The following is a 13,522-nucleotide window of genomic DNA, read 5'->3' on the forward strand; positions in this document are numbered from 1 at the left end:
CCCGTGGCCCGAGCAGGAGGGCATCCCGGATCCGTCCGGCCGCAGCAAGTTCGGCTTCTACGCGGACGACACCCCCGCCTTCGTCTGGCTCCGCGCGGGGGCGCCGCCGCGGGTGCGCTGCGTCGAGGCGCAGGTGATGGACCTCTCCGACGACATCGCCTACTCGGTGCACGACTTCGAGGACGCGATCATCACGGGCTATCTCGACGTGCCGGCGCTGTCGGCACGGGTCGACCACGACGAGCTCGTCGACAGCATGGTCGAGTGGATCGGCGGCGAGCTCGATCACGCGGCCCTCATCGCCGCGTTCGACCGGCTCGACAGCCTGCCCGACTGGATCGACACCTGGGACGGCTCGCGCCGCGACCTGGCGCGGCTGAAGAACCTCACCTCGCAGCTCATCGGCCGTTTCGCAGGCGAGGCGGTGCGTGCGACGCGTGCGGCGCACCCGCAGTCGGCACTCGCGCGATTCGGCGCGGATGTCGTGGTGCCGGTGGAGACGCGCGCCGAGATCGCGGTGCTGAAGGGGATCGTGGCCGCGAACGTCATGTCGACGAACGCGCGGAAGCCGATCTACGCGCAGCAACGCAGCATCCTGAAGGAACTCGCCGACGCCCTGTGGGCCGACCCGTCGCATCTGGATGCGGGCTTCGCCGCCGACATCGCGGCCGCACCCGACGACACGGCCCGCAAGCGCGTCGTCGTCGACCAGGTCGCTTCCCTCACCGACCCCTCCGCGAACGCCTGGCACGAGCGGCTCTGCTGACGGTGCCGCGGAAGGTTCGCGGATCCGCGTTCGGGCGCGCCGTCCCCGCCGCAGGCGTGCGAGATCGTCTTCGGTGGGAGTGCGCGGACTTCCGCTTGTTGGGCGCAGCCTCTTCGTTGGACGTTGTTCCGGCTGCCGGGGCGTGCGGTCAGGCGCTCTGCCGCAACCGTTCCACGGCAGGACTCCGCGATGGCAGGGGTATCCGCCGCAGGAGCCCGAACGCGTCGGGTCGCTCCAGGTAGTACTCGGCGCCGTCCCGTCTGATCCGCCACTTCTGGTTGTGCAGGTTCAGGTGACAGAACCTGCATACGAGCACTCCGTCGTCGATGTCGGTGAGCCCGGCGTGTTCATCCCAGTGGTCGATGTGGTGTGCTTCGCACCAGGAGGGTGGTGCCCCGCACATGAGGCACCCGCCATCACGTGCCGCCATCGCCACCCTCTGCTTCTCCGAGAACAGCCGTTGTTCCCTCCCGAGGTTGAGCACTCGCCCGTCGGCGTCGAACTGGATGGGGATGGCACCACCGGCGCAGATGAACCGTTCCGCGGTGCCGATGGAGACGGCGTCGGTCTGTCCTTCGAAGAATGCCGCGCCGATTCGGTTCCCGTCCGCGTCGCGGATGGGGTTCTCGAGGTCGTTCTTCGTGACCAGGACCCGCACCACCGGCTTCCGATCCCCGAGCAGCACCCCGTCGTCCACCCGAGACCCGTTGCGGATGAGTTCGACGAACACGTCGAGGGTGAGCTGGTCGGTGGTGCGCTCATCCCGCATCAGACCCTCCGCACGCTGGGCAGCGGTCGGGTCGACGAACCGCGGCCCGCCACGACGGGGAGAAGTGGCCGCGTCGAGGATCGGCACGACGATCGCCGCGGACTCCTGATCCAACAACCCCGTCACCCGGGTCATGCCGTCGAGTTGCTTCGTGAACCGCAGAAACCGCTTCGCACGCAGTTCGTCCTCACGGGCCGGGATACCGGCCAGGTCGAGCTCGTCCCGCACCACCGATGCACGCGCGGCGAGATCCTCGAGCTTCATCCCGGGCGCTGCCGCGATCAATGTGCGGGCGGCATCCGCCACGACGGTGCCGTCGGCACGGTCGGCTGCAGCGCCCAGTCGGGTGCGGATGATGCCGGCCGCTTCCACCGAGATGGTCGCGTCCGCGACCGCCGCGCCGATGACCTGCCGCCACTCCGGCACCGGCGGTGCCGCATCCCCTCGCGGTGCGGTCGGCAGCAGCTCTGCCGCCTTCACCAGGGTGTGCGCATCACGACGGGAGCCGCCGGTGACCTTCGCGATCAGATCCTCCGCCGACCTCAGACCTTGCGTCGCGGCCAACCCGGCGGCACCTAGATCGCGGCGGGACCGGTGCGCGATCTCACCCGCCACCGATGCCGCCAGTGCGCTCAGCCGCCGCTGCACCTCACCGAGCTGCCGCTGCGCGATCAGCAGCTCCGCATCCGGCAGACCGCCCAACGAAACCGGTGCGGCGGGCACCGACAGGTCACCGATGCGGGTGAGGGTGTCGGTGAGAACGGGCATGCCCCATTTTCCTGCCTCGAACAGATGTTCGGTAGTACAAGCTCTTTCGACCCACCCGGGTGTGGAGGAGACGACAGGCCCGCGACCACCGGCGCGGGCGCGGCATCCGGGGCGACTCCTAGAATCACCTCATGCCCGGATTGATTCGTCGAACAGACATCGACGAGGTCCGATCCCGGGTCAACATCGCCGACATCGTGGGCGACTACGTCACCCTCAAGTCGGCGGGCGTGGGCTCGCTCAAAGGCCTGTGCCCGTTCCACGAGGAGCGCAGCCCCAGCTTCCATGTGCGACCGGGCGTCGGCCGGTACCACTGCTTCGGCTGCGGGGAGGACGGCGACGTCTTCACCTTCCTGCAGCGCATGGACCACGTCAGCTTCCAGGAGGCAGTCGAGCGGATGGCGGCCCGCGTGGGCATCGAACTGCACTACGAGGACGGCGGCGCGGCCGCATCCGATCACGGCAACCGCGCACGGCTGCTCGCCGCCAACGCGGCGGCCGAGCAGTACTTCCGAGCCCAGCTCGCCGAGCCGGGCGCCCAGCCGGCGCGCGACTTCCTGGGGGGTCGCGGCTTCGACCAGGCCGCCGCCGAGCGCTTCGGCGTCGGCTACGCCCCGAAGTCGTTCGACGCCCTCAAGAACGCCCTCCAGGGGCAGGGCTTCACGCAGGACGAGCTGACGGCGGCCGGACTGCTGTCGACGGGCGAGCGCGGCAACTCCTACGACCGGTTCCGGGGGCGCGTGATCTGGCCGATCCGCGACGTCACCGGGCAGACGGTGGGCTTCGGTGCCCGCAAGCTCTTCGACGACGACCAGGGCCCGAAGTACCTCAACACCCCCGAGACCCTCGTCTTCCACAAATCGCAGGTGCTCTACGGGCTCGACCTCGCGCGTCGCGACGTGGCGAAGTCGAAGCAGGTCGTGATCGTCGAGGGCTACACGGATGTCATGGCCTGCCACCTCGCCGGCGTCACCACCGCGGTCGCCACCTGCGGCACCGCGTTCGGCGTCGACCACATCAAGGTCGTGCGCCGCGTGCTCGGCGACGTCGACAACGCGGCGGTCTCGCAGACCGGCGAGGTCGTGTTCACCTTCGACCCGGACGAGGCGGGGCAACGCGCCGCGAGCCGCGCCTTCGCCGAGGAGCAGCGCTTCGCCGCGCAGACCTTCGTGGCGGTGGCGCCCGAGGGCCTCGACCCCTGCGACCTGCGCATCCACCGCGGCGACGAGGCGGTGCGCAAGCTCATCACCGATCGCAAGCCCATGTTCGAGTTCATGATCCGGCGCAGCCTCGCCGGGCACGACCTCGAGACCGTGGAGGGGCGGGTCGCCGCGCTGCGTGCCGGAGCGCCCGTCGTGGCGGGCATCCGGGACCCAGCGCTGCGCGGCGGCTACGTGCGCAACCTCGCGGGGTGGCTCGGCATGGACCCCGGCGAGGTGGGGCGCGCCGTCACGAGCGCGGGCAACACCTCGCGACGCACCGACTCCCGCGTCGACGGCGACCCCCGGCGCCCCGAGTCGGACGCCGCCGAGCCGCCGCGTCCGCGGCAGGCCAACCTCACCGAGCTGCCGACCGATCCGGTGACCCGCATGGAGCGGGATGCGCTCATGGCGATCCTGCAGTACCCGCAGCAGGTGGGGCCGGCGCTCGTGGCGAAGGCGGTCGAGGCGCGGTTCACCAACCCGACCCTCGCGGTCGTCCGCGACGGGGTGCGCGGCCAGCTCGACCACCTCGACTCGGGGGAGTGGCTGCAGCGGGTCGCGGAGGAGGTCCCGCAGGGTTTCGACTCGCTCGTGACCCAGCTCGGCATCGCGCCCATCCCGGAGCGCGCCGAGCAGATCGCGATCTACTGCCGCGGGGTCGTGACCTCGCTCGTCGACCGCGACCTGCTCCGCCGCAAGGGCGAGCTGCTCGGCGCGATGCAGCGCGCGCGGGCCGAGGGCGACCGGGAGCGCGAGGCGGCGCTGAGCCGCGAATCCCTCGCCCTGGAGAGCGAGCGCCGGGAGCTGCGCGGCGAATGATCCGCGCGGTGTCTGTGCGCGAAATTGCATGGATCGAGCCGCAACGCAGCATTCGTGCGCGATTCATTTCGATGCCGTAAACAAAGGGGCCACGGACCGGCGACCGGCACGGAGCCGAGCACTCCCTGTGATAGACCTGAAAGTCGGACGGTTTCGCCCGTCTGCACCCTTCACATCCCAAGGAATGAGGTCCACGGATATGACATCCGTCTCTCGCAAGGCCCGCGCGCTCGCCGCGGTGGCGCTTCCCGTGACCGCCGCGCTCGTGCTCGCCGGTTGCTCGTCGGACTCCGGCGACGGCGGCGGCTCCGACGGCAGCAGCATCATCGTCGGCACGACCGACAAGGTCACGTTCCTCGACCCGGCGGGGTCCTACGACAACGGCTCGTTCGCGGTCATGAACCAGGTCTTCCCGTTCCTCATGAACTCGAAGCCCGGCACCGCCGACGTCGAGCCCGACATCGCCGAGTCGGCGGAGTTCACCGGTGACAGCGACTACACCGTGACCCTCAAGTCCGGCCTGAAGTTCGCCAACGGCCACGACCTGACCTCCTCGGACGTGAAGTTCAGCTTCGACCGTCAGCTCGCCATCGCCGACGAGAACGGCCCGTCGTACCTGCTCGCCAACATCGACAGCATCGACACCCCCGACGACACCACCGTCGTCTTCCACCTCAAGAACGGCAACGACCAGACGTTCCCGCAGGTGCTGTCGAGCCCGGCCGGTCCGATCGTCGACGAGGAGGTCTTCTCGGCCGACTCGGTGACGAGCGACGACGACATCGTCAAGGGCGAGGCCTTCGCCGGCCCGTACACGATCACGAACTACAAGTTCAACGAGCTCGTGACCTTCGCGCCGAACGCCGACTACGACGGCATCCTCGGAGCGCCGGAGAACTCGGACGTCACCCTCAAGTACTACGCCGACTCGTCGAACCTCAAGCTCGACGTGCAGGAGGGCAACATCGATGTGGCGTACCGCAGCCTTTCGGCGACCGACATCGCCGACCTGCGTTCGCAGGACTCGGTGAAGGTCGTCGACGGCCCCGGCGGCGAGATCCGCTACATCGTGTTCAACTTCGACACGATGCCGTTCGGCGCCAAGACCCCGGAGGCCGACGCCGCGAAGGCGCTCGCCGTCCGCCAGGCGATGGCCGACGTCGTCGACCGCGCGGAGATCGCGACGCAGGTCTACAAGGACACCTACACGCCGCTGTACTCCTACGTGCCGCAGGGCCTGACCGGCGCCACCGAGGTGCTCAAGGACCTCTACGGCGACGGCTCGGGCGGCCCCGACGCCGACAAGGCGAAGGCGACGCTCGACGCGGCCGGCGTCTCGACCCCGGTCGAGATCAACCTCCAGTACAACCCCGACCACTACGGCGAGTCGTCCGCCGACGAGTACGCGCTCGTCAAGGACCAGCTCGAGTCGTCGGGTCTGTTCACGGTCAACCTCGGTTCGACCGAGTGGACGCAGTATTCGAAGGACCGCACCTCGGACCTGTACCCGGTGTACCAGCTCGGCTGGTTCCCGGACTACTCGGACGCGGACAACTACCTGACGCCGTTCTTCGCCACGGACAACTTCCTGGTCAACCACTACAGCGACTCCGCTGTCGACCAGGAGATCGTCCAGCAGCAGACCGAGGTCGACGCCGACGCCCGCACCGCGCTCCTGGAGGACATCCAGGCGAAGGTCGCGGCCCAGCTGTCGACGCTGCCGCTGCTGCAGGGCGCGCAGACGGCCATCGTGGGCAAGGACGTCTCGGGCGCCACGCTCGACGGCTCCTTCAAGTTCCGCTTCGGTACCCTGACCAAGGGCTGAGCGAAACCGGACACGTCCGCACACGGAACGGGGTGGCCACTCGCTGGCCGCCCCGTTCCAGCGTTTCGAGGGAGAACCACACCACATGACGACGGTCACGGCCCCGGCCACCCCGTCCGGCGAGGGCACGGCAGGCATCAAACGCGCCCGCGGAGGCGGTCTCTGGCGCTACCTCCTGGTGCGCTTCCTGCTGATCTTCCCGACGATCTTCATCCTGGTGACCCTCGTCTTCTTCCTGATGCGGTTGACGGGCGACCCGATCACCGCATCCCTCGGCGACCGCCTGACGCCCGACCAGCTGGCGGAGCGCATCCACGAGGCCGGGTACGACCGGCCGATCATCGTGCAGTACCTCGAGTACCTCGGGCAGGTTTTCACCGGCAACTTCGGCAACTCGATCACCGACGGCCGGCCGATCACCGAGGTGCTCTGGACCTACGGCTCGGCCACCCTCGAGCTGGTCTTCTACTCGCTCATCGTCGCCTTCATCGTCGGCATCCCGCTCGGCATGGTGGCCGCCTACTTCCGCGACCGCTGGGGCGACGCGTCGCTGCGGGTCTTCGCGATCCTCTGCTACGCCACCCCGGTCTTCTTCGCCGGTCTCGTGCTGAAGCTCGTCTTCTCGGTCTGGCTGAAGTGGCTGCCGGTGGCGGGCCGCGCCTCGACCCGCACCGAGATCAAGCTGCAGCAGCTCGATCATCCGACCGGCATCTACCTGATCGACGCCATCCAGACCGGCAGCTCGGCCGCCGTGTGGGACGTGCTCGCCCACGCGGTGCTCCCCGCGCTCGCCCTCGGCCTGCTCACCGCGGGCGTCTTCCTGCGACTCGTGCGCACCAACGTGATCGGGACCCTGTCGCGCGACTACGTCGACGCGGCGCGCTCGCGCGGTGTGGGGGAGTTCCGCCTCGTGCGCCTGCACGCGCTGAAGCCCGCCCTCATCCCGATCATCACCGTGATCGGGCTGCAGATCGCGATGCTGCTGGGCGGCGCGGTGCTCACCGAGACCACCTTCGAGTGGAAGGGGCTCGGCTTCCAGCTGGCCTACTACCTGTCCAAGCGCGACTTCGTCGCCGTGCAGGGCATCGTCGCCCTGCTGGCGGTGATCGTCGCGCTCACCAACTTCATCGTCGACATCATCGCGGCGATCCTCGACCCGCGGGTGAGGTACTGATGTCCGCCGCCGTCTCCACCCGTCCCGTCCGCGTGCGCCCCCCGTGGTGGCGCCGCCTCCCCGTGCTCCAGCAGCTCCAGCAGAGCGTGGGACTGCAGCGCGGCATGCTCGTCGCGGGCCTCGTGATCACGGGGATCTTCCTGGTCGTCGCGATCTTCGCCCCGCTGCTCGCCCCCTACCGCTACAACCAGCTCCGCGGGCCCGAGGGCCTGTTCGGCGCCCAGCAGCCTCCCGGGCCCGACCACCTGCTCGGCACCACGGTGGGCGGGTACGACGTGCTCTCGCGCGTGATCTGGGGCGCCCAGACGGCGCTGCTGGTGATCATCGTGGCGATCGTGCTGTCGGCGTTCCTCGGTATCGCGCTCGGCCTGCTGGCGGGCTACATCGGCGGATGGTTCGACCGGATCACGATCGTCATCGCCGACGCGATCTACGCCTTCCCGAGCCTGCTGCTCGCGATCGTCGCCGCCATCGTGATCTCCGGCGGCCAGTCGAGCCTCTGGGGCGGCATCCTGGCGGCCGCGATCTCGATCACGGTCGTCTTCATCCCGCAGTACCTGCGGGTGGTGCGCGCCGAGGTGCTGCGCGTGAAGTCCGAGGCCTTCGTCGAGGCGGCGAAGGTGGCCGGCGCACCCACCAGCCGGATCATGTTCCGCCACGTACTGCGCAACTCGACCCGCACCCTGCCGCTGATCCTCACGCTCAACAGCTCGGAGGCGATCCTGACGCTCGCCGGTCTCGGCTTCCTCGGCTTCGGCATCGAGCCGAGCGCCGCGGCGGAGTGGGGTTACGACCTCAACAAGTCGCTGTCGGACGTGACGAGCGGCATCTGGTGGACGTCGATCTTCCCGGGTCTCGCGATCGTGCTCGTCGTGCTCGGCATCACCCTCATCGGCGAGAGCCTCAACGACCTCGCCGACCCGCGGTTGCGCGCCCGGCGCAAGCCCGCGCGGACCGCCGAGGAGGCGGTCGCCGCCGAGGAGCCGGTCGCGCGCGAGGAGCTGGGGGAGGTGCTCTGATGGCGACGACGGATGCGGCGGTGGACATCCGCGAGCTGCGGATCACCTTCGACACCGACGGGGGGAGCGTGGCCGCGGTCCGCGGTGTCGACCTGCAGGTCGCCCCGGGCGAGGTGCTGGCGGTCGTCGGCGAGTCCGGCTCAGGCAAGACCGTCACGGCGCGCAGCATCCTGAGGCTGCTCCCCGAGACGGCCAGCGTCTCGGGCGCGGTGCTGGTGGGCGCGGAGAACGTGGTGACGCTCGACGCGCGTCGCCTGCGCGAGCTGCGGGGCACCTCCGCGGCGATGATCTTCCAGGAGCCGTCGACCGCGCTCAACCCGGTCTACACCGTGGGATGGCAGCTCGCCGAAGGGCTGCGCGCCCACGGCAAGTACACCAAGAAGCAGGCGCACGCCCACGCGATCGAGATGCTGCGCCGGGTCGGCATCCCGGATCCGGAGCGGCGGGTCGACGACTACCCGCACCAGTTCTCGGGCGGGCAGAAGCAGCGCATCGTGATCGCGATGGCGCTCGCGCTCGACGCGAAGGTGCTCATCGCCGACGAGCCGACCACGGCCCTCGACGTGACCGTGCAGGCCGAGATCCTCGAGCTGCTTCGCCGGTGCCGCGACGAGTTCGGCACGGCGATCGTGCTGATCACCCACAACATGGGCGTGGTCGCCGACCTCGCGGATCGCGTCGCGGTCATGTACCAGGGCGAGATCGTCGAGACGGCTCCCGTGCGCGAGCTGTTCGCGACGCCGCGCCACCCCTACACGAAGAAGCTGCTGGCGGCGGTGCCGCGGGTCGAGCTGATCGACCGGGCGGTCCCCGAGGTCGTCGAGGGTGAGGCCGTCGTCGAGGCGGTGCAGCTAGAGATCGAGTACCCCGGTCGATTCGGGCGCAAGCCCTTCCGGGCCGTCCACGGGGTGGGTCTGCGCATCGCCCCGGGCGAGGTGCTCGGCCTCGTCGGCGAGTCCGGGTCGGGCAAGACCACCATCGGGCGGGCCATCGCCGGCCTCACCCCGGTGACGGGCGGTTCCCTGCGGGTGCTCGGGGTCGAGATGCTCGGTGTGCGCGAGCGGCGGTTCCGCCCGCAGCGCCGCCGTCTGGGGTTCGTGTTCCAGGACCCGGCGACGAGCTTCAACCCGCTGCTGACGATCGCCGAGTGCGTCGCCGAGCCGCTCATCGTGCACGGCGCCGCCGCGTCGGCATCCGACGCCCGCGATCGGGTGGACGAGCTGCTGGAGGCCGTCCAGCTCTCCGGCTCCTACGGCGACCGGTACCCGCACGAGCTCTCGGGCGGCCAGCGGCAGCGCGCGAGCCTCGCCCGCGCCCTCGCGCTGGATCCCGAGCTGCTGATCGCCGACGAGCCGACGAGCGCCCTCGACGTGTCCGTGCAGGCGCGCGTGCTCGAGCTGTTCGAGGAGCTGCAGGCGCGGTTCGGGTTCGCGTCGCTCTTCATCACGCACGACCTCGCCGTCGTCGACCGGGTGGCGCACCGCGTCGTCGTGCTGCACCACGGTGAGATCGCCGAGGAGGGGCCGACCGCGCAGGTGCTCGGCGCCCCGCAGGATCCGTACACCCGGCGACTGCTCGCCTCCCTGCCCGTGCCCGACCCCGTCGAGCAGGCCTCCCGTCGCGCGGCCTTCCTCGCCCTGGACGGATCGGCGTCGTGAGCCGGGCCCCCGTCACGGATGCGGCGGTGCTGGCCGACGATCTCACCCTCGTCTACGGCCGCGACGAGACCCCCGCGATCAACGGGGTGTCGTTCGCGATCGGCCGGGGGCGCACGCTGGGACTGATCGGCGAGGCGGGCTCCGGCAAGTCGACGCTCGCGCGCGCGATCGCGTCGCAGTCGGCGCCGGGCGAGCGCGACGCGCCCGAGATCGCGGGCGGGCGCCTCGACGTGCTCGGCGAGGAGCTGCGCGGCGCCTCGACCCGGGTGCGCGACCGGCTCGCGCTGCGGGTCGGCTACCTGCCCCAGGACGGCGGGTCGACCCTGCAGCCGCACCTCACGGTCGGCGAGAACGTGGCCGAGCCGATCTTCCAGCGCGACAAGCGCTTCGACCGGGTGGAGGCCGGCGCAGCGGTCGCCACGCTGGTCGACGCCGTGCGGCTGCCGCTGTCGGTGATGGACAGGTTCCCCCACGAGCTGAGCCGCGGACAGCGCCAGCGCATCGCGCTCGCCCGCTCGCTCGTGCTGGAGCCCGAGCTGCTGGTCGCCGACGACCCCACGATGGGCGTCGATGTGCTCGTGCGCGGCCCCATCCTGCAGGTGGTCGCCGAGCTGCAGCAGGAGCTCGGCTTCAGCGCGCTCATCATCGGGCACGACCTGCGCGAGCTGCGCACCATCGTCGACCGGATCGCGGTGCTGCACGCCGGCCTCATCGTCGGCTACGGCACGGTCGACGACGTGCTCGCGAACCCCCTGCACGAGTACGTGCGCACCCTCGCCGGGCTGCAGTCGTGACGGAGCTGCTGATCGGGGCGTACGGCGTCGACATGGACGGCGCGGCGCTCGGCGTCGCCGTCGCGCGTTCGGCATCCGACGGCCTCGTCGTCGCTGGTGCGGGTCCCGAGTGCCTCTCGCCCTCCTGGGTCGCCGTGCGGGGCGACCGCATGGTGGCGACCCTCGAGGGCAGCGCCTCGCTCGCCTGGTTCGTGCGCGACGGCGACGACTGGTCTCCGGACGGCGTCACCGCGACCGGCACCTGGCCGTGCCATGCCGCGTTCCTCGACGACGACACGGTGGCGGTGGCCTGCTACGGCGACGGTGCGGTGGTCGTGGCCCGCCACGGAGAGACGGATCCCTCCCAGCGACTCGAGGGCTCGGGTTCCGGCCCGCTGCCGGCGCAGGAGGGCCCCCACGCCCACCACGTGCACGTGCTTCCCGACGGTCGCGTGCTCACCCTCGACCTCGGCGCCGATCGGCTGCACGTGCACGAGCGCCTGGCGGACGGCTCGCTCGCCCGCACCGATTCGCTCGCCCTCCCGCCCGGCACCGGGCCGCGCGATCTGCACGCCCTGCCGTCGGGCGAGCTCGCCCTGCTCGGGGAGTGGAGCTGCGAGCTGCTCGTGCTCGACCCCATGGGCCACGAGTTCGAGGTGACGCAGATCCTGGCGCTCCCGGATGCCACCCCGGGTCGCGACCAGGCGGCCGCGCTCGGGCTGTCCGCCGACGGGCGCTTCCTCTACGCGGGGATCCGCGGCGCCGACCGGATCGCCGTGATCGCGCTCGAAGACGACGGCGTCCGCGCCGTCGCATCCGTGCCGTCGGGCGGCTCCTGGCCGCGGCATCTGCTCGTGGACGGCGAGCTGCTCCACGTCGCCGACCAGCTCTCGGACACCGTCGCGACCTTCCGGATCGGTGCCGACGGCATCCCCGTCCCGCTCGCCACGACCTCCACCCCGTCGCCCACCTGTCTGGCGCGCGCGTGAGGTCGTCGGGTGCACGAGGGGCCTCCGAAGCTTTGCTAAGCTAGCGAGGCTGTTTCGCAGCGATCCTCGGTAGCTCAATTGGCAGAGCAATCGGCTGTTAACCGATAGGTTCTTGGTTCGAGTCCAAGCCGGGGAGCCACAGGGCCCGAGTTCGTCGAACTCGGGCCTCTTTCGCTATCGGTCGTTCTCGCGGAGATCGGAGTCTGGCCGTGGGGCTCAGCTCGCGCAGACAGACGTGGGCGGTTCGGGGATACGCGAGAGCTGCGGTCCCGAATGCATTCGAAGGTGGGACACTCAGTCCATCTGATGTGAGCATCTTGGGGGGAGGCAGGCTCGTGAGACGGCGGTCGCTTGCTCGGGCTGAGGCGTGGATCGTCGGATCGACCTGGTTGGTAGCGATCCTCCTGGCCGTATTCTCCGCACCGTCGTACGGGCGGCTGTTCGAGACGTTCGGCTCGCTGGGAACGGGCGCTCAGGTGGCTGCAGTGGCCATCGTCGTGGGCTACGTTCTGGGAGGTCTGATGGGGACTGCATGGATCGCACGGTCCTCGGCAATCTCGGGGATGACACCGCCTTCTGCGCGGCTCACGAGGTCTCGCAACGAGCTCTTCCTCGTTGCTGGTATCGGATTCTCCGGGATTGTCCCGTGGTCGCTCATCGCGCTCATGCGAGGTGACACACCTGGCACCGGGCCTCTGGTCAGCGCCATGTGGGTGATCGCGATCGCTTCCGTCGCGCTCGCGGTGGCCGTCGTGCTGGCTCTTGTGGGGAGACGACGGTCATGGACGTCCGGAACGACCCACGACATCCGCGAGTCGGAGGGCGCCTCGTGATCGGGCGCAAGTCGTCGGCGATCGTGGCGGTCTCGGCTATCGCGGTGCTCGCCGGCTGTTCCCAACCGATACCGGTGCCGAGCGTGAGCGACATGGTGGGAACCTGGTCTTCGGGCGACGTACGCCTCACACTCAACGCGGATATGTCGGCGGCTCTGGTGGAAGTACCGGACTCGATCTTTGTGGCGGAGAGCACGTCGTCGCTGACGACCGACGAGGCGTCCTGGACCGTGGGCCACTCGGGGCAGGCGTACGGCACTGAGCGAAAGCCTCTCATCGGGGTCGTCGTCGACATCGGCGGGCGGTCCACCGGTGCTCCGTTCACCTTGTCCCGTGAAGGAGGCGAAGCCGTGTTGTACGCCTACCTCGGTGACCCGGACTCAGACGGACGCCTCGTGCTTCATCACGACCACTAGCACTTTCCCCTCCGCCCGGACCAGGCTCCTGACGCGTTGCTCATCAGCATCGCTCGGCGACGGCTTCCGCGCCCTCCGAACGTGGGCTACCTCCGGCGGACGCCCCGTCGCTAGCGTGGGTCGCGCATCGCACTCGGAAGGGGTGGAGCGTCCATGCACACCAGGTCGAGGCTCGCCGTGGGCGTTGCTGGCGCGGTGACCGCTCTGACACTCGTCGGCTGCTCGCCGGATGCCTTCGACGCGAGTGAGGTCGTGCCCGAGGTCCACGATCCCGCGACGGTCGCACCCGTCGACAGCTCGTGGGACTGCTTCTGGGACCCGACGATCAACGACGACTGGCACGACGACGTCGTCTGCTGGAAGGGGTTCGAGTCGACCCGCCCCATCCTGCTCCAGGATCAGGGGTTCGTCACCGAGGGCGAGATGCGTGCTGCGGGCGAGGCCTACGAGGCGCAGCTAAACGCCGGGTGATGGCGAAGGTACGGCATGCTCGTACTCCCGCCGGAGTAGT

At 70.0% G+C, this 13,522-nt stretch carries 11 protein-coding genes, 1 tRNA gene and 1 pseudogene; 12 read left to right on the forward strand and 1 reads right to left on the reverse strand.

Annotated features, from left to right (window positions below):
- A pseudogene (locus NUH29_RS00655) lies at window positions 1-766 on the forward strand (deoxyguanosinetriphosphate triphosphohydrolase); the annotation flags it as partial.
- A 148-nt stretch (window positions 767-914) separates the two neighbouring features.
- Here NUH29_RS00655 and NUH29_RS00660 read toward each other — a convergent pair.
- Window positions 915-2,303: an HNH endonuclease signature motif containing protein gene (locus NUH29_RS00660; RefSeq protein ID WP_258796939.1), complete on the reverse strand. Its 1,389-nt coding sequence runs from the start codon at window positions 2,301-2,303 to the stop codon at window positions 915-917.
- A 131-nt stretch (window positions 2,304-2,434) separates the two neighbouring features.
- Here NUH29_RS00660 and dnaG point away from each other — a divergent pair, with 131 nt between their 5' ends.
- The 11 genes from dnaG (at window position 2,435) to NUH29_RS00715 (ending at window position 13,482) form a co-directional block, all read left to right on the forward strand.
- Window positions 2,435-4,324 carry a DNA primase gene (gene dnaG / locus NUH29_RS00665; protein ID WP_258796940.1) on the forward strand — a complete coding sequence of 630 codons (1,890 nt, stop codon included), beginning with the start codon at window positions 2,435-2,437 and terminating at the stop codon, window positions 4,322-4,324.
- A gap of 199 nt (window positions 4,325-4,523) precedes the next feature.
- The gene (locus tag NUH29_RS00670; RefSeq protein ID WP_258796941.1) at window positions 4,524-6,149 is read left to right on the forward strand and encodes an ABC transporter substrate-binding protein; all 1,626 of its coding nucleotides are present in this window, start codon (window positions 4,524-4,526) and stop codon (window positions 6,147-6,149) included.
- A gap of 85 nt (window positions 6,150-6,234) precedes the next feature.
- The gene (locus NUH29_RS00675) at window positions 6,235-7,323 is read left to right on the forward strand and encodes an ABC transporter permease (RefSeq protein ID WP_258796942.1); all 1,089 of its coding nucleotides are present in this window, start codon (window positions 6,235-6,237) and stop codon (window positions 7,321-7,323) included.
- On the forward strand, window positions 7,323-8,342 hold the full coding sequence (locus NUH29_RS00680; RefSeq protein WP_258796943.1) for an ABC transporter permease: 1,020 nt from the start codon (window positions 7,323-7,325) through the stop codon (window positions 8,340-8,342). The genes NUH29_RS00675 and NUH29_RS00680 overlap by 1 nt, the downstream gene beginning before the upstream one ends.
- Entirely contained in the window at window positions 8,342-10,000 is a 1,659-nt protein-coding gene (locus NUH29_RS00685; protein ID WP_258796944.1) for a dipeptide ABC transporter ATP-binding protein, read from the forward strand. The genes NUH29_RS00680 and NUH29_RS00685 overlap by 1 nt, the downstream gene beginning before the upstream one ends.
- Window positions 9,997-10,794 (forward strand): ATP-binding cassette domain-containing protein, encoded by a 798-nt coding sequence (locus tag NUH29_RS00690; protein WP_258796945.1) that lies wholly within the window; start codon window positions 9,997-9,999, stop codon window positions 10,792-10,794. The genes NUH29_RS00685 and NUH29_RS00690 overlap by 4 nt, the downstream gene beginning before the upstream one ends.
- Entirely contained in the window at window positions 10,791-11,762 is a 972-nt protein-coding gene (locus tag NUH29_RS00695; protein WP_258796946.1) for a lactonase family protein, read from the forward strand. The genes NUH29_RS00690 and NUH29_RS00695 overlap by 4 nt, the downstream gene beginning before the upstream one ends.
- Window positions 11,763-11,825: 63 nt before the next feature.
- A tRNA-Asn gene (locus tag NUH29_RS00700) sits at window positions 11,826-11,901 on the forward strand.
- A 250-nt stretch (window positions 11,902-12,151) separates the two neighbouring features.
- Complete coding sequence (locus NUH29_RS00705; RefSeq protein WP_258796947.1) at window positions 12,152-12,595, forward strand: hypothetical protein; 444 nt, start codon at window positions 12,152-12,154, stop codon at window positions 12,593-12,595.
- On the forward strand, window positions 12,592-13,011 hold the full coding sequence (locus NUH29_RS00710; RefSeq protein WP_258796948.1) for a hypothetical protein: 420 nt from the start codon (window positions 12,592-12,594) through the stop codon (window positions 13,009-13,011). Before NUH29_RS00705 ends, NUH29_RS00710 begins: the two co-directional genes overlap by 4 nt.
- A 195-nt stretch (window positions 13,012-13,206) precedes the next feature.
- Window positions 13,207-13,482, forward strand: coding sequence for a hypothetical protein (locus NUH29_RS00715; RefSeq protein ID WP_258796949.1), 276 nt, complete (start codon window positions 13,207-13,209; stop codon window positions 13,480-13,482).
- Window positions 13,483-13,522 lie beyond the last annotated feature (40 nt).

Origin of the sequence: Protaetiibacter mangrovi (assembly GCF_024752305.1) — a bacterium.
GTDB classification, from domain to species: Bacteria; Actinomycetota; Actinomycetes; order Actinomycetales; family Microbacteriaceae; genus Homoserinibacter; species Homoserinibacter mangrovi.